19 protein-coding genes and 2 tRNA genes are annotated in these 14,296 nt (G+C 38.0%); 11 read left to right on the top strand and 10 right to left on the bottom strand.

The features are described from left to right. Nucleotides 1-158: 158 nt before the first annotated feature. From rbfA to J1G47_RS06955, 7 genes are all read left to right on the top strand, one after another. Nucleotides 159-542, top strand: a complete 384-nt coding sequence (rbfA, locus tag J1G47_RS06980; RefSeq protein WP_012621846.1) for a 30S ribosome-binding factor RbfA — start codon at nucleotides 159-161, stop codon at nucleotides 540-542. A gap of 2 nt (nucleotides 543-544) precedes the next feature. Further along, complete coding sequence (gene truB, locus J1G47_RS06975) at nucleotides 545-1,462, top strand: tRNA pseudouridine(55) synthase TruB (RefSeq protein WP_021119114.1); 918 nt, start codon at nucleotides 545-547, stop codon at nucleotides 1,460-1,462. A gap of 9 nt (nucleotides 1,463-1,471) precedes the next feature. Next, nucleotides 1,472-2,554 carry a lytic murein transglycosylase gene (locus tag J1G47_RS06970; RefSeq protein ID WP_207326854.1) on the top strand — a complete coding sequence of 361 codons (1,083 nt, stop codon included), beginning with the start codon at nucleotides 1,472-1,474 and terminating at the stop codon, nucleotides 2,552-2,554. A 9-nt stretch (nucleotides 2,555-2,563) separates the two neighbouring features. Further along, complete coding sequence (gene apaH, locus J1G47_RS06965; protein ID WP_005713726.1) at nucleotides 2,564-3,382, top strand: bis(5'-nucleosyl)-tetraphosphatase (symmetrical) ApaH; 819 nt, start codon at nucleotides 2,564-2,566, stop codon at nucleotides 3,380-3,382. Nucleotides 3,383-3,452: 70 nt separating this feature from the next. Beyond that, nucleotides 3,453-3,529 (top strand) — tRNA-Val (locus J1G47_RS06960). Nucleotides 3,530-3,837: 308 nt separating this feature from the next. Next, nucleotides 3,838-4,020 carry an integrase arm-type DNA-binding domain-containing protein gene (locus J1G47_RS11865; RefSeq protein ID WP_234924189.1) on the top strand — a complete coding sequence of 61 codons (183 nt, stop codon included), beginning with the start codon at nucleotides 3,838-3,840 and terminating at the stop codon, nucleotides 4,018-4,020. 35 nt (nucleotides 4,021-4,055) lie between these two features. Then, a complete protein-coding gene (locus tag J1G47_RS06955) occupies nucleotides 4,056-4,913 on the top strand; it encodes a tyrosine-type recombinase/integrase (protein WP_234924153.1) in 858 nt (285 codons plus the stop codon). Here J1G47_RS06955 and J1G47_RS06950 read toward each other — a convergent pair. Together J1G47_RS06950 and J1G47_RS12115 are read right to left on the bottom strand one after the other, a co-directional pair. Further along, a complete protein-coding gene (locus J1G47_RS06950; RefSeq protein ID WP_041603128.1) occupies nucleotides 4,902-5,105 on the bottom strand; it encodes a helix-turn-helix transcriptional regulator in 204 nt (67 codons plus the stop codon). The genes J1G47_RS06955 and J1G47_RS06950 overlap by 12 nt on opposite strands. Nucleotides 5,106-5,193: 88 nt before the next feature. Next, entirely contained in the window at nucleotides 5,194-5,634 is a 441-nt protein-coding gene (locus tag J1G47_RS12115) for a BRO-N domain-containing protein (protein ID WP_005713715.1), read from the bottom strand. Nucleotides 5,635-6,444: 810 nt separating this feature from the next. Here J1G47_RS12115 and J1G47_RS06940 point away from each other — a divergent pair. Both J1G47_RS06940 and J1G47_RS06935 read left to right on the top strand, forming a co-directional pair. Further along, nucleotides 6,445-6,633, top strand: coding sequence for a hypothetical protein (locus tag J1G47_RS06940; protein ID WP_012621844.1), 189 nt, complete (start codon nucleotides 6,445-6,447; stop codon nucleotides 6,631-6,633). A 172-nt stretch (nucleotides 6,634-6,805) separates the two neighbouring features. Further along, nucleotides 6,806-7,075 carry a hypothetical protein gene (locus J1G47_RS06935; RefSeq protein ID WP_234924152.1) on the top strand — a complete coding sequence of 90 codons (270 nt, stop codon included), beginning with the start codon at nucleotides 6,806-6,808 and terminating at the stop codon, nucleotides 7,073-7,075. A 73-nt stretch (nucleotides 7,076-7,148) separates the two neighbouring features. Here the strand turns inward: J1G47_RS06935 and J1G47_RS06930 are convergent, their stop codons facing one another. The 3 genes from J1G47_RS06930 to J1G47_RS06920 form a co-directional block, all read right to left on the bottom strand. After that, the gene (locus tag J1G47_RS06930; protein WP_207326533.1) at nucleotides 7,149-7,790 is read right to left on the bottom strand and encodes a DUF3560 domain-containing protein; all 642 of its coding nucleotides are present in this window, start codon (nucleotides 7,788-7,790) and stop codon (nucleotides 7,149-7,151) included. A 177-nt stretch (nucleotides 7,791-7,967) separates the two neighbouring features. After that, nucleotides 7,968-8,044: transfer RNA gene (locus J1G47_RS06925), tRNA-Arg, on the bottom strand. Between the two features lie 240 nt (nucleotides 8,045-8,284). Further along, a complete protein-coding gene (locus J1G47_RS06920; RefSeq protein ID WP_016527867.1) occupies nucleotides 8,285-8,506 on the bottom strand; it encodes a hypothetical protein in 222 nt (73 codons plus the stop codon). Between the two features lie 14 nt (nucleotides 8,507-8,520). Between J1G47_RS06920 and J1G47_RS06915 the strand changes: the two genes are divergently transcribed. Further along, nucleotides 8,521-8,691: a YegP family protein gene (locus J1G47_RS06915; protein WP_010786728.1), complete on the top strand. Its 171-nt coding sequence runs from the start codon at nucleotides 8,521-8,523 to the stop codon at nucleotides 8,689-8,691. A 444-nt stretch (nucleotides 8,692-9,135) separates the two neighbouring features. Here J1G47_RS06915 and J1G47_RS06910 read toward each other — a convergent pair whose 3' ends face one another. Beyond that, nucleotides 9,136-9,597 (bottom strand): hypothetical protein, encoded by a 462-nt coding sequence (locus J1G47_RS06910; RefSeq protein WP_234924151.1) that lies wholly within the window; start codon nucleotides 9,595-9,597, stop codon nucleotides 9,136-9,138. A 44-nt stretch (nucleotides 9,598-9,641) separates the two neighbouring features. Here J1G47_RS06910 and J1G47_RS06905 point away from each other — a divergent pair, with 44 nt between their 5' ends. Then, complete coding sequence (locus tag J1G47_RS06905; protein ID WP_005714537.1) at nucleotides 9,642-9,932, top strand: addiction module antidote protein; 291 nt, start codon at nucleotides 9,642-9,644, stop codon at nucleotides 9,930-9,932. A gap of 28 nt (nucleotides 9,933-9,960) precedes the next feature. Here J1G47_RS06905 and J1G47_RS06900 read toward each other — a convergent pair whose 3' ends face one another. The 4 genes from J1G47_RS06900 to J1G47_RS06885 all read right to left on the bottom strand — a co-directional run bounded on the left by J1G47_RS06900 (nucleotide 9,961) and on the right by J1G47_RS06885 (nucleotide 14,198). Next, nucleotides 9,961-10,776 carry a DNA adenine methylase gene (locus tag J1G47_RS06900; protein WP_010786729.1) on the bottom strand — a complete coding sequence of 272 codons (816 nt, stop codon included), beginning with the start codon at nucleotides 10,774-10,776 and terminating at the stop codon, nucleotides 9,961-9,963. A gap of 44 nt (nucleotides 10,777-10,820) precedes the next feature. Further along, nucleotides 10,821-12,464 carry an ATP-dependent nuclease gene (locus J1G47_RS06895; protein WP_010786730.1) on the bottom strand — a complete coding sequence of 548 codons (1,644 nt, stop codon included), beginning with the start codon at nucleotides 12,462-12,464 and terminating at the stop codon, nucleotides 10,821-10,823. Between the two features lie 133 nt (nucleotides 12,465-12,597). Further along, nucleotides 12,598-13,446, bottom strand: a complete 849-nt coding sequence (locus J1G47_RS06890) for a KilA-N domain-containing protein (protein ID WP_005714534.1) — start codon at nucleotides 13,444-13,446, stop codon at nucleotides 12,598-12,600. Between the two features lie 80 nt (nucleotides 13,447-13,526). Further along, nucleotides 13,527-14,198, bottom strand: coding sequence for an XRE family transcriptional regulator (locus J1G47_RS06885; RefSeq protein ID WP_010786731.1), 672 nt, complete (start codon nucleotides 14,196-14,198; stop codon nucleotides 13,527-13,529). Nucleotides 14,199-14,296 lie beyond the last annotated feature (98 nt).

Below are 14,296 nucleotides of genomic sequence, written 5' to 3'. Positions count from 1 at the left end.
CAAAAAATCAGGCTAAAGTGACCGCTTGTATATCATTTGCTTGTGAAATAAGCCTTTTTGGACTATTATCACAGGCGATTACATTGCTGTTAAAAGCAATGAGACAGACAATTTAGGGGCGTATCTTACGCCCCATTATTTATTTAAGAGAAAAAACAATGGCAAGAGAGTTTTCAAGAGCAGATCGTGTAGCACAAGAGCTACAAAAAGAGATTGCAATTATTTTACAACGTGAGGTGAAAGATCCGCGTATTGGTATGGTGACGGTGTCTGATGTGGAAATCAGTCGTGATTTAGCCTATGCCAAAGTGTTTGTGACTTTCTTGTTTGATAGTGATGAAAGTGCGGTAGAACGTGGCTTAGAAGGCTTAAATAAAGCATCTGGCTATATTCGTACCTTAGTGGGTAAAGCGATGCGTTTACGCATCGTGCCTGAACTTCGTTTCGTTTACGATCAATCCTTAGTGGAAGGGATGCGTATGTCAAACCTTGTGACAAATGTGATCCGTAAAGATCAAGAACGCTACGTTGAAGAAGAGTAACAATGGGCAGACCAAAGAAAAAAGGACGTGATGTTCACGGTGTTTTCTTATTGGATAAGTCGCAAGGCGTGAGTTCTAACGACATTATGCAGAAGGTAAAACGCCTGTTTAATGCGAATAAAGCTGGGCATACGGGGGCGTTAGATCCGCTTGCTACGGGTATGTTGCCGATCTGTTTAGGTGAGGCGACTAAGTTTTCTCAGTTTTTGTTAGAGGCGGATAAGCGTTATCGGGTGATCGCAAAATTGGGGGAGCGGACGGATACTTCTGATGCTGATGGGCAAGTGGTGCAAAGGCGTGAAGTTAAGGTAGACACTTCGGATATTTTGGTAGCTCTTGAGGCATTTCGTGGTGAAATTTTGCAAGTGCCGACGATGTTTTCTGCCTTAAAGCATAATGGTAAACCCCTTTATGAATATGCGAGAGCAGGCATTACTGTGGAGCGTGAGGCTCGCCCGATTACGATTTTTGAGCTGTTATTTGTTGAGTATCAAGCTCCTTATTTGACGTTGGAAGTACATTGTTCTAAGGGAACTTATATTCGGACGTTGGTTGATGATTTGGGGGAGGCGTTGGGTTGTGGCGCTCACGTTACAATGTTGCGTCGTTTGGCAGTTGCTGATTATCCTGTTGAGAAGATGATGAGCTTAGAAGCCTTGCAAAATTTAGCGGAAAATCAGCCGCTTGTTGAGTTAGATCAGTTGTTGTTGCCGATGGATAGTGCGGTGGCTCGTTTGCCTCATTTGGATTTAACTGATGAACAGACAAAAGCAGTGGGTTTTGGGCAACGTGTGAAATTTGATAATCCGCAGGGAATTTATGGACAAGTACGGTTGTTTTCAGCAGAAAAGCTGTTTTTAGGCGTTGCTGAAATTACTGCGGATAATGTGATTAGACCAAGTAGAATGGTCAATAGATAAAGTAAGATGATAAAGAGATCCTATTTAACCATATCAATGGCGTGCTTGGTGTTGGCAGGGTGTGCTAATTCTGAGCAAGAGTATCCTAAGGTGGCGTTGGAGGCTAAGTATCCTAATGCCCGTTCTTTAGCTCATTTTGATGATTATGTGAGTTTTTTAAAGAAAAAAGCGGCGAATGAGGGGGTTTCCGCTGAGGTGCTAAATACGGCGTTGAATATTCAATATGTGCCTCGTGCCGTTGAGTTAGATCAGCGACAAGCTAGTCGTCGACGTGATCCTAATTTACCTCCGCCACCGCCAAATCCAAATGGGGTGACGAATTATTTGAATAAGACCTTAACCCAAGCAAAAGTGGACGTGGCGGCACAACGTTGGTGGCAATATCAGCCTCAATTAACCAAAGCAAGCCAGAAATATGGGGTGCAAAAAGAGTATTTGATGGCGTTATGGGGTATGGAAAGTAGCTTCGGGCGTTATCAGGGCAATTTTGATGTGTTGTCTGTGTTGGCGACACTGGCATTTGATGGTCGCCGAGAGAAGTTGTTTACTCAAGAATTTGTCAATGCAATGAAGATGTTGCAACAGGGAACCTTAGTGCGTGCCGAGATGAAAGGCTCGTGGGCTGGGGCAATGGGGCAGACGCAGTTTATGCCAACCTCTTATTTGAACTATGCGGCAGATGGCGATAACGATGGGCGTAAGGATATTTGGAAAAATCAGTATGATGCCTTTGCTTCTATTGCGAATTATCTGGCAACTGTTGGCTGGGATAAGGACTTGCCGTGGGGGGTAGAGGTTAAGTTGGCTCAACCTATCGATCTCTCTTTTTCTGGGATTGAGTTGAATAAAGCAAAAAGCCTTGCTGAGTGGCAGGCGTGGGGTGTTTATTTAGCCTATCCAACGGCTCAAGAAACAACAAAACTGAATGCGTTGAGTTCAGAGAAGTTGTGGTTGGTTCGTCCTGATAAAGAGGTAGGGCGAGCGTTCTTGGTGTCGAATAATTTCCGTACGATTTTAGATTGGAATAAGTCGAATAATTTTGCGGTGAGTATCGGGAAATTTGCAGATCGTATTTTGCAGAGCGTAGAGTAGGGAAGAACGATGGCGACCTATATCGTGGGAGATTTGCACGGCTGTTTTGATGAATTTCAGTTGTTGCTTGAGCAAGCTAATTTTGATCCGCAGTATGATGAACTTTGGCTAACGGGTGATTTGGTTGCTCGTGGCGAGAACTCTTTGGCTTGTTTGCGTTATGTGAAGGCTTTGGGGGAGAGGGCAACTGTGGTGTTGGGTAATCACGATGTGCATTTACTTTCGACACTGCAGGGAATTAAAGCGGTGAAGCCTAAAGATAAGGTTGATGCGATTTTTGAGGCGGAAGATCGTTTGGAATTGCAAAATTGGTTACGCTCTCGACCGCTTGTGGCACAACACCCTGTTCATCAATTTTTGTTAGTCCACGCAGGAGTAAGCCCAGAATGGGATTTAGCGACCACTTTAGCTTGTGCAAGGGAAGTGGAAGCGGTGTTACAAGGTGAGCAATTTGCAGATTTTCTTGCTCAGATGTATGGCAATTCACCAGACCAGTGGCGTGCGGATTTGCAAGGCATTGAGCGTTGGCGTTATGCATTAAATGTGTTTACGCGTATGCGTTTTTGTTATGCGGATAAGCGGTTGGATTTTGATTGTAAATTACCAGTCGAAGAAGCCCCAGAGGGCTTAAAACCTTGGTTTGAACTAGATAATCCGTTTTATCGCCAGCAACCGATTATTTTTGGGCATTGGGCGAGTTTAATTGGTTATCAAACTCCAGATACGATTTATGCGTTGGATACAGGCTGTGTTTGGGGTAATCATTTGACGATGTTACGTTGGGAAGATAAACATATTTTTACACAAAAACGCTTAAATTTGGATTAAAAACAAGCGGTTGGTTTCCTACACTATTGCGTTGTTTTCGCTTTTTCTTTAGAATACACCTCGTTTTTATGCGACTATAGCTCAGTTGGTTAGAGCACCACCTTGACATGGTGGGGGTCACTGGTTCGAGTCCAGCTAGTCGCACCATATTTCTAAATCATTTCGTATCAATCCATATCAAATGATATATAAAAGCCTTGTAAAACAAGGCTTTTTACATTTCTGCTGTATCAATCCATATCAAACTATATCATCCTGTATCACAATTTTGGTATTATATCTGGTATTATGTTTTAGTATTTTTTCATTATGTAATACCAAAATTAAGAAAAATGACGCATTTTTCTTAATACCAAAATGATTTTGGTAATACCAAATGAGATATATATGGCAGTTACAGTTAAGCCTTTAAGCGTTTCCAATATTATAAACCTTTTACCAAGAAACGAACATTAATTAGTTTAGGGGCTTTTCCGTCAGTTTCACTCAAAGAAGCTCGTGAAATTCGTGATCTTTATCGCTCTTTATTGGCAAAAAATGTCGATCCGTTAGATTATCGCCTACAGCAAGAAAAAGCGGCTTTAGAAAGCCAAGTTCTCACCCTATCCTCGATGGCTACTGAGAGTGGTTGGTATTGAAAAAAAATGAGGTAGATACGGGCAGGTTAAAGGTTGTGACCTACAACGATATTGAAAAGCGACTAAATCGGCATTTGTTGAAACTGCTTGGTCACTATCCTATTGCGGACATCTCAGCACCAATTGCGATTGAAAAACTAAAACCATTAGAACGAGAAAGGAAGCTAGATACTTTGCATCGTATGATCGGGTATTTAAACCAGATTATGATTTATGCAGTAAATCGAGGGGTTATTAAATATAACCCAACAGCAGACATTGGAAAGGTTTTTTTGAAACCCGTCGTAGAAAATAATCCTACTATTCGTCCTGAATTATTAGGCAAACTGTTTGAAGATTTACAAAATAGTACGCTAGAAATTGAAACTCGTTGTGCATTAGAATTGTTGCTCTTAACAGCAGGGAGAGCAGGAGCTATTACACAACTTGAATGGTCTGAAGTGAATTTTGAGGAAAAGATTTTGGATATTCCAAAAGAGAAAATGAAGGGGCGACAAGGGAAAGTTCAGGATTTTGTGCTTCCGCTATCTACTCAAGCGATTAAAATTTTACAGCTTTTACAAAAATTAAATCGCTATCACAGTCGTTTTGTTTTCCCTAGTCGTAAAAATCCGCACCAGCCAATTAGTAAAGAAACGCCTAATAAGGCACTGCAAAGAATGGGTTATCGCAATGTATTGACTGCTCACGGACTAAGATCGGTATTTAGCACAGCAATGAATGAGGCTGAGTTTAATTCCGAAATTATTGAGGTGTGCTTGGCTCATTTTGAATACTCCAGTGTACGAGGTACATACAATAAAGCAAAATACTTAACTCAACGAGCTGAATATATGCAATGGTGGGGGAATTTTGTTGAGCAAGCAGCTGAGGGTAGAGGGTTATGCAGTTGAGGTGCATTCACTCTGAATTGTATCAATATAGTGGTTTATTTGTTCATTAGACCAAAAATTTTTACCTCCGATCAGAAGTGGTTTTGGGAAACGTTTGTCATTTTTCATTCTTCTGTTAATTGTTGGTACACTGACATCAAACAGTGTAGCGACAGATTTTTTGTCAAATAACATTTTTGTTGTATTTTCCATCTTTTCCTCCAATAAAAAACCTAGCTTTCGCTAGGCTTGTTCGTTGATCCATAAAATAAAACCGCCCATAAAGAGCGGTTGGTTGTGGTTAAAAGTTTGCTAATCGTTGTTGATTAATCTGTGGCAAGACTTGCTCAATGAATGGGTCAAGCCACACGTTAAACTCGTGTGCGATGTCGTAGGCTTTTCCTGCAATATCGTTTTTAACATAGCGAGAAATGCCCAAATCTTCGTACAGTTTACGGTGGAATACTTCCACTTCTTTTGCAAAAGCTCTGGCTCTTACTAGGTATTTGGCAATTTGTTCTGCTTTTTCGTGTGGAAGAACGACATCAGGCTTAGGTTCAAGCGGTGCGATTTGTTGTTCATTTTCCGAAATTTCACGATCAAGAATATCTAGCACCCATTTACGAAAATCTTTGGCGACTTTGGTGCGGGCGAACATTGCGATAAGGTGAGCTCCACGCAAAGAGAAGACGCGAACTTGTTGTTTTCCGCCTGCGGTTTGCAGTTCGATAAGTGCGGTCATTTCTGCGGTAAATTCGTCTGCGTTGCGGTTGTAAAGGTTTGGAATATCCGCTGATGGATTTTTTATAGCCTAATGCCTTTCCAAGATCAAATGATGTAAAGAAAGTTTTATTTTTTTGGCTGATCACCGTCATTGCGGTGTTTTGAAATGTTAAAGTTGTCATACGCTTATTCTCTAATTGAAATTTAATTCAATCATCACGAGCAACTGCGATTACTGGTGATGAACTAGGCAAGGTTCGCAGTACTGGTGAATAAGCGGTTAAACTTCCAGCGGGCTTTCGCCCCCTTACCTAGTCCATCATTGACAACTTTTCAAAGGGAGTGTCAATTTGGAACACCCTTTTGAAGTTTTAAGGGTCTTGCAATTTGCAAGTACCTTTAATCTGACTAGATTTTGGCTATAAAAAAAGTCGCTTTTGGCGACTATCATTATTACCGCCACTTATTCTTTCAGGACTGCGATCCCGACTTTCTGTTGAAAGTGGGGGTATCTTAAATTAAAGGGCGGTGGGTGTCAAATAAAAAAGCCCACAAAAATAATTTGTAGGCTTTCTTTAAATTTCTGTTGATTTGTATGTAAACATACTATATAATAATCTCGCTTTCAACAAAAGAACTTTGGCGAGTCAGGGTTGAAAGCGAGTGTAGGGCTTAATCCCTACGCTTGAAGAGGATAAGAAAATGTTTAAATACATTATCCTAGTTATCGTTTTATTACTTTGGTCTTTACCAGCTTACTAATCCGATAACTTACTAGGGAGTTACCGCTCCCTAGTTCTTCAAACAACTACATTATGGGGTAATTCAAATGGCATTGTCAAGAACAGAAATTAACGCTCGCAGTGAAGCTAAACGAGGGATTGTGACTAAAGCGTTCAAAATTCCTCAAAGCGTATCGCAGGATATTGATGAATTAGCAATAGCACTTGGTGTTTCAAAAGGTAAAGTACTTCAGCAAGCGGTGGAGTTACTCAAACAATCTCAAAAAGGGGCGTAATGCCCTTTTTTGATTTGGGGTGGTGTCAATCCCACAGACTGAAATCCCCTTGAGTTGTGCTAGAATGTAAGTGCTTAATTTATATTCATCAACAAAAGGAGATTTCAGTCTGTGGGAAGCGTTGATTGCATCTCTTTTTTCTCTCTTAAAAGAATATTTCGACCATATTATTATGCGTATTACGACTTGGTGCTTATCGTTCATTCTTTGTTGGTTGTACTTGCCTTTAAGCTTTAAATACGGCTTAGAAGCACGTCCATTGCCAGCACTACCTTCTTATGCTCTTGTTTATTTATTCTATTTGACTGCAGCAACTGCATTCTGGCAAGGCTTTTTTATCTTCTTGGAGATAATGGGGTTGAACATTGAAAAAATTGTTAAATGCAAAGCTATTCAACCACAAGCCCATAGGGTTAAGGTTGATAATCAACAGGATGAGTAAACATTTTTTTAAGGTCATTTTTTATTCCTCACTTTATATAAAAATACTAGTTTATTTAGCGGGTGATTTTTCGTTAAGCCCAAAGCAATTCAGCCAATCGCACTTTTTGTTTAAATTCATTGACGGCTTTTTTAGCGTACGTCAATGAATAAGAATGTTCTCGTTTTTCAGGGTATTTCTTTAGGTCCGAATGCTTGGCTTCTGCCTCTTTTAGCTTATGTTTGAAATACTCAAGGCTTTCAGGCATAGATAAATCAATTTTTTCAGCCATTGATTCCCAGTATGCAATTTTATCGGCATAACTTTCGGCTTTTTTCATTTCTTCAACAGCCTTATCCATTCTTTTAGCATTACGTTCAATCAAAGCTCTGTGTCGTTTTTCGCTGTGATGTCCGATTTTTATTGGCTCAGCAAGACTTAAAAAGTCACGCCCCTCATTAGCCGCCTCACAATATTGATTACTGCGTTTTGCGGCGTTGTTAGCATATTCTTGATAACGTTGTGCTTTCGCTGTGGCTCGAGCTTGACTATCCAACCCATCACAACGGACAAAAGAGTAAAAATAAAATCCATCTTGTTGTTTAACGAGGTTGTGTATTTCAACCTCCGTTTCATTGCCGTATTTACTTGTCACGGTAATAATTTCGTTCTTTTCGTGCTGCTCTTGGCATTTTGCTAAAAATACGTTTGGGCAGAACTTTGCATATGTATTCATTTTTTTACCTCAAAAAAACACCCACCTGTTACAGTGGGCGAACGTAGCGGATCATCATTATGATTACGGGTGTTTTAAGTGCTTACCGTGTACACTTTTGTTTGTTACCATTCAGAACCGCTCTCCAAGACAATCAAGGAGAAAATTGTCTAGTGTTAGCAAGAGAACGGTTTTGAATGGCGACCGCAGTGGGATTCGAACCCACAACATACTACTTAGAAGGCAGTTGCTCTATCCGATTGAACTATGCGGTCGGTGGTGCGTTGTTTGCTACACTGGCTCAACGCTAAGCCTCGATAGCCATCTCGTGGGTATGCACGAAATGGTTAAATTTATTACTTGCGTTTGTGCTACCTGATTCACTGCCAGTGCTTAACCTTTCCACAAGTAATCACACCGCTTGAGCTATGGCTTTCACATAGCTTGTTGATACCATCTCACCTTTGGCAAGCGGTGCGTTTTTGTCTAAATTGTGTCGAGATGAAATAATGGAATTAGCCGCCTTTTTGGAGTAATCTACGCATTAACCTTGCTATTTTTGAAAGCGGGTTTTCAGGGATATATACTGAAAGATGTATCTCGCCATCAACGGTCGCTTGGGACATTGCTTTGACTTTTTCTTGCGCCTCTTCAAATGAGTTGGCATAAACTTCTGTTGCCCACTTCTTTCCGCCGAAGCTATAAGAAACAGCATAGCATTTCATTTTTTCGTGCATAAGAAGTTACCTCTATGTATTTTCAAATTTTCCAAGGTGTTAATGGTCAGTGGTATTGGCGATTAAAATCCGCCAATCACGAAACCATTGCTTCTAGCGAAGGATATACAACTAAACAAAACTGCTTGCACTGCATAGGTTTAGTGATGGATACCACGCAAAAAACACCTGTGTATGAAGTTTAGTGTTCAAGCCCTGTTTTCTACAGGGCTTTTATTTCATCTCGATTTTTAAAGAGCATTGAGCCGTAGCTCGTTTTGATGGGTGTATAATAAAGTTTTCTTTATTTTATGTAAAGTAAAATTTAAAAAATATTTTAATGAAAATAAAGATATCTTTATAAGCGATTGATTTATAAAGAGAAGGGATTTTGTAATGTGTGTTTGATTGATTGTTTTTTGAGCAATGAAAGGGTTGAGATATGAGAAAGGGGGAAAAATTAGTGAGAATAAAGGAATATTTCGGAAAAATTTGACGCAATGAATTGTTAGATTTATAATTTAAACAAATCGAAGGCGTTGGAAATCTAAGTTACCCAAGGTCGATTTTATTAAGTGGGGGCGTTGGAAATCTGAGTTACCCAAGACCACTTAATATAAACCCCGAGCTGATGAGTTCGGGGTTTTTGTTTATTGGTCATCATTGGGTTTTATGCTGTCGCCTTTAGGAATGACAGAAAACAACTCAGCACGGGGTTTCTTTGATGTTAACTCTAAAATAGCACGATCATTCACTAAATTACCGTAGCCATCGTGACGTTGGTGTGGGTTTTCTAGGGCGGTAGCTCGGTTTGATGGTACAAGGCAAGAATGAACGGATAATGCGCTTTCTGCTTGCTTTACCATATCGTTAATATTGTAACCGTCTTTGCTTCGGCTTTGATAATGATGGCGACCAATATAGACAATTTCATTACATTCAAGTGGTGGCAATTCTGCCTTTTTTCTATGTTGATTTATATCAAGAAATTGTTTATCTGTGAATGAGCCTATTACTTGTAATTTCGCTTTCTTTCCTTGGCTTATTTCGGTTAGATTTTGTCTAATAAGTGCTTTTGCATTTTCGTATAATGGCATAGATTGTATTTTCACTAAGTTATTTGGAATATATTCTAGCAAAGAATTAGGAGTTTAATATGGTAGAACTACAAGATTTTGATATGGCGGAACATTTAAGAAGTGAAGAGGAAATTCAGCTTTACTTAAATGAGGTGCTAAAAGAAGATGATGTAGATTTGATTTTATCCGCTTTAGGCGATATTGCGAAGGCTCGTAATATGAGTCAGATCGCAAGAGAAGCTGGTGTAAGCCGTGAGGGGTTATATAAGGCTTTTTCGGGTAAAGGTAATCCGACATTTTCTACGGTGCTTAAAGTCATGCGTGCTTTAAATCTTACCTTTGAAGTAAAACAAGCGGTTCATACTTAGATAAAAGAAAACCGCCACGGTGGGCGGTTTAGATAATAAGATTATTGCTATAAATAACGATTTCTGTGGCTTTCATTTTTTTGTTGGCTGAATAGTTTAACATATATTCTTGCTGGCGATATTTATTGTATATCTCCTTGATATTTGGGTTATTATCATAAGAAACAATCCAAGGTGTTTTTATATTGGCCAACTGATTCTTAACTTCCACATGATCTTTATGTTGATAAAAATTGCGATACAAGCCTTGCCCTTTCTCATAATAAGGAGGATCAAGATAAATCAATGAATTAGAAGGCACCAATTTATTAATTATTGGCAGCCAATTTTCTGTATCAAAATTTGTTACATGAATTTTCTTGGCCACATTACCTATTTTCTCTATGCGTTTAATCAAATCTGTTTTATTGAATCGGCAATCCAACTTATAATCCCCAGACTGTTTTAAACCACCAATTACCCCAGCTTTTAAAATACCCGAGCGATTAGTTCGATTAAGAAAGAAAGCTGCAAAACCGTGTTCTAGTGGAGAAATATCTTCTCTTCTTAGTAAAATTTTTTGTTTATGCCATTCTTCAATCGTGATAGGAGTATCATTGACTAAACGAATAAAATCATCTGTTCGTTCTGTAATAGATTTCCAAAAATTAAAGATGGCCAAGTCTAAATCATTGATATGAATATCACTGCAATACCCACTGAAAAGTAAGTCCAGAGCAACACCAGCCCCACCAGCGTAGGGTTCTACATAGTGTCCTTTGAGGTTATTCTGTTCAATAATCTGTTTAATTATAGGAGCAAATTTGGCTTTGCCACCAGGATAACGTAGGGGAGTATGTAACATTTTTCCTCTCTAATGATTTCGTATCGAGCCATTCTATACTAAAATTAGAGACGTGGCCAGTACGCTGTATGAATACCATAATAATCAGCCAAATTATGAAAGAGTATATTTAAATCTTTAATAAAACCTTTCATTTCTCTATCTTCCCAATGGCGAAGAAGCCAATCCTTCATCACAATTGTAAAAAAATGATGATAACTCTGTTCATTAAATAATGACTTAGCTTTGTCCCTATCGTAGGCAGAGACTAAACCTGATGCTCTAGGGAAAACATTACTTTTGACCCACTCAAAAGAGTAGCCTTCTTGTTGAAGATATTCATTGAACCAGAAATCATTATAAATTTCTTTAGAAATCAACTCACTCAAATGTTGGAATGTGAGTTTTTCAGGGCTAGCTTGTCCAGGTAAACTAATGATATTATGTGTTAATTCGTGAGTCCTATTATCGCCATCTAAAATACACATGGCTTTTAGTGTATTTGCCGTGAGGACTTTGTCTTTAAATAAGGTTTTTAGATTGTCACAACCAGACTTCATTTGAACTAAATGGAAATAATGACGAATAGACGCAAATTTCTGATCTTTTTCACTCAATATATCAAATATAAAATTGATCATAATTCTTGCTTCATTATCTTCTGAAAATATAGGAAGTTTTTTGTCCCTATATAAATCCTGTCTTGTTTCACTATTTAAATGCATTTCGATTTTGAAAATATCAGGATTTTGCATTATAGCAACTGAATTATTAGCTAATTTCATTAAGTAAATAATGTTATCTTCAGCCTTCAATGCCTTATCAATCAGGTATAAGCTATGTGTTGTGAATATAATTTGTATATTAAAATCTCTAGAAAACTCTCTTAATAGACTTAGTAATTTAAATTGTAATGATGGATGCAGAGTTGCATCAAATTCATCAATCAATAAGTAACTTTTTTTATATTCTTCGTTACTGCAAGATTCAAAATGATATTTCAAACTTACTAATGCCGTCAGTATAATCATTATGTTATCTTCGCCAGCAGAAATAGTATCTGAATCAATACCATCAACTTCTGATTTAAAACTAATTCTATGCTTTATTTCATTACTATTTTCAATACAAGGCTCAGTAATTGAAATATCTGTCATTTTTTGATAAAGCGAAATCAATTCATCTTGGTATTTTGCAGGCAAATTTTTCTTAATTTCCTCTGTATAATCCTCAAGCTCACCGACAGGAACTATACGTGATAACCCTAGATAAATCACCATTCCAAATGGCAAGCTTTGTTTTTCCCCTCTAGGGTATTTTAAAATAAGTCTAAATCTATTTTTAAATTCACCATCTTCTAATTCGTCTTGTGAATTGTGGCGACGAAAAGCATAAGTTTCATTATCAAGTTGAATGTTAAATAATTCGCCCTCTGTTCCTTTTGCAGGATCGTTATAAGTCTTATCTCCTTTCGTCAAATTTTCCACTTTGGGATTTGTATATTTATTGATGGCATTAATAACGCTTAAAGAGGAAGAATCAACACCATCACTAGTCCGTTTGAAGCGTTGAAATGCATTGCCAATAATATGTAGTATTGAACTTTTGCAGGTACCATTCGTACCTGAAATTAGGTTAATTCCAGGTTTAAACGCTAATGATAAATTTTTTAATTTTCGATAGTGTATAATATTAAGATTTGTAATCATACTTTCATTCCCTATTAAATCAATCAATATCACTCTATCTGGCTGATACACAGATATTCTTATCTCTTCTATGATAAATGCGATGTTTTACCAAATTAATTCAACTTAGCCTACAAATAACTCCTATGCTCAACTATTCTCTATCTTCAATCAACAACGGCTTATCTTTTAATGGTTCAAGTGATTTTGATTTTAATAAGGATTGCATTTGTTGAATGGCCAGGCGGTTTAAAATGGTAAGTCGCTCTTTTTGTGAGACACCTTGCTCTATGAGTAGTGCATTTTGGCTTTCTAGAGCGGCTAATACCGTAAGTTGCTCAACGCTGGCATAATCTCGAATGTTGCCTTTTAATGTCGGATTTTGCTCACGCCATTGTTTGGCGGTTAAACCGAACATAGCTTGGTTTAGAATATCGGCTTCCGCAGAATACACAAATATTGGTTGTGTGCTGTTCAGTAATCTGGGAATAAGATGTGCTTGAATAGCATCGGTATGAATGCGGTAATTAGCTTTGCTTAGAATACGTTTAACATTCCATTCCGTTTTGTTTTCTTGGGCTTCTTTTTGTTTGAGACGTTGGAACTCTTTGATGAGGTAGAGTTTAAACTCTGGACTGAGCCAAGAGCCAAATTCAAGGGCAATATCCTTATGAGCATAAGTACCGCTGCCATAACGCCCCGTTTTAGCGATTAAGCCGATAGCATTCGTCGCTGACCACTTTTTGACAGACATTACAAAGCGGTTTAAGCCGATATTATTTTTAATTTGGTGTAATTCCACCAAATTAAAATTTGGGTTGTTAATCTCTTCCCAAACTTGCAAAAATTCAATGGTGTTTTTGTTTTGTAGCCAGTTTTTTATCAGTTGATCACCATCACCAAAGGCTTTGCACATATCTGTTAGGCTGATATAGTCTTCGCCATTTCGTTCTGTAACCCGAATTTCTGTCTCTTGTACGATTATTACATCATTAGGAACCATACCATTCTCCCATTTTAATTATGGCGAACTCGCCTATTTACTCAATAAAATTCAACAGTTGCTACAAATAACTCCTATGCTCAACCGCCACGCCAAACTTTTCTGCCAATAATTTGTAAGTTGTTTAGATCATCATCCATTACGTCAATAGGATAGTACTCAGGATTAAAACTTACAAGCTGAATGCCTTTGCCTGTTCTAATAATTTGTTTAATGTAGAAATGCTTATTGTAAACAACCGCATAAACCTCACCATCCGCAATTTCTGTATCAGAAATATCAACAATAACAGTATCCCAATCTTCTAATACAGGAGCCATACTATGTCCACGAACATACATTGCCTTGCAGTTTTTAGGAGATAAGCGTTTTACTTTGAACCAAGCTTCACGAAATAAAAGTGGTTCATCTGATTTTCTAGGAACCCATTCAATTACAGGTTTTCCATTACCTGCTGATAACTTAATGTCGTACATATCAATGTTAATGTGTGTGTTGCTATAGTCTTTATCTTTGTCAATGACATCTACATCATTAACGTGGCTACGCATTTCTCCTTCACCGGTTTGTAGCCATTTCACATCGACGTTAAGTGCTTCTGCAATTTCAACAAGATAGCGAGGTTTTTTGGTTTTGTTGTTTATTAAATCACCAACAGCCATTGTGGAAATATTTAGCATTTCTGCGAGTTCTTTTCGCTTTAATCCCTTCAAGTTCATTGCCTGTTCAATTCGTTCGCCTAATGTACTCATTTTAAATCTCCAGATTATCAATTATACAATTATTAAAGTTATCTTTAAATATATCAACAAAAGAAAACTTTACATAAAATAAAGATTGCTTTATCATT

This window comes from Glaesserella parasuis, assembly GCF_017352235.1.
GTDB lineage: Bacteria > Pseudomonadota > Gammaproteobacteria > Enterobacterales > Pasteurellaceae > Glaesserella > Glaesserella parasuis.
Note: the sequence above shows the minus strand (reverse complement) of the source record. Positions and strands in the feature narration are given on the sequence as shown.

Coding starts and splice junctions, on each gene's coding strand:
- rbfA (WP_012621846.1), top strand. CDS start 159: ATGGCAAGAGAGTTTTCAAGAGCAGATCGTGTAGCACAAGAGCTACAA.
- truB (WP_021119114.1), top strand. CDS start 545: ATGGGCAGACCAAAGAAAAAAGGACGTGATGTTCACGGTGTTTTCTTA.
- apaH (WP_005713726.1), top strand. CDS start 2,564: ATGGCGACCTATATCGTGGGAGATTTGCACGGCTGTTTTGATGAATTT.
- J1G47_RS06950 (WP_041603128.1), bottom strand. CDS start 5,105: ATGGAAAATACAACAAAAATGTTATTTGACAAAAAATCTGTCGCTACA.
- J1G47_RS12115 (WP_005713715.1), bottom strand. CDS start 5,634: ATGACCGCACTTATCGAACTGCAAACCGCAGGCGGAAAACAACAAGTT.
- J1G47_RS06940 (WP_012621844.1), top strand. CDS start 6,445: ATGGCATTGTCAAGAACAGAAATTAACGCTCGCAGTGAAGCTAAACGA.
- J1G47_RS06935 (WP_234924152.1), top strand. CDS start 6,806: ATGCGTATTACGACTTGGTGCTTATCGTTCATTCTTTGTTGGTTGTAC.
- J1G47_RS06930 (WP_207326533.1), bottom strand. CDS start 7,790: ATGAATACATATGCAAAGTTCTGCCCAAACGTATTTTTAGCAAAATGC.
- J1G47_RS06920 (WP_016527867.1), bottom strand. CDS start 8,506: ATGCACGAAAAAATGAAATGCTATGCTGTTTCTTATAGCTTCGGCGGA.
- J1G47_RS06915 (WP_010786728.1), top strand. CDS start 8,521: ATGTATTTTCAAATTTTCCAAGGTGTTAATGGTCAGTGGTATTGGCGA.
- J1G47_RS06905 (WP_005714537.1), top strand. CDS start 9,642: ATGGTAGAACTACAAGATTTTGATATGGCGGAACATTTAAGAAGTGAA.
- J1G47_RS06900 (WP_010786729.1), bottom strand. CDS start 10,776: ATGTTACATACTCCCCTACGTTATCCTGGTGGCAAAGCCAAATTTGCT.
- J1G47_RS06895 (WP_010786730.1), bottom strand. CDS start 12,464: ATGATTACAAATCTTAATATTATACACTATCGAAAATTAAAAAATTTA.
- J1G47_RS06890 (WP_005714534.1), bottom strand. CDS start 13,446: ATGGTTCCTAATGATGTAATAATCGTACAAGAGACAGAAATTCGGGTT.
- J1G47_RS06885 (WP_010786731.1), bottom strand. CDS start 14,198: ATGAGTACATTAGGCGAACGAATTGAACAGGCAATGAACTTGAAGGGA.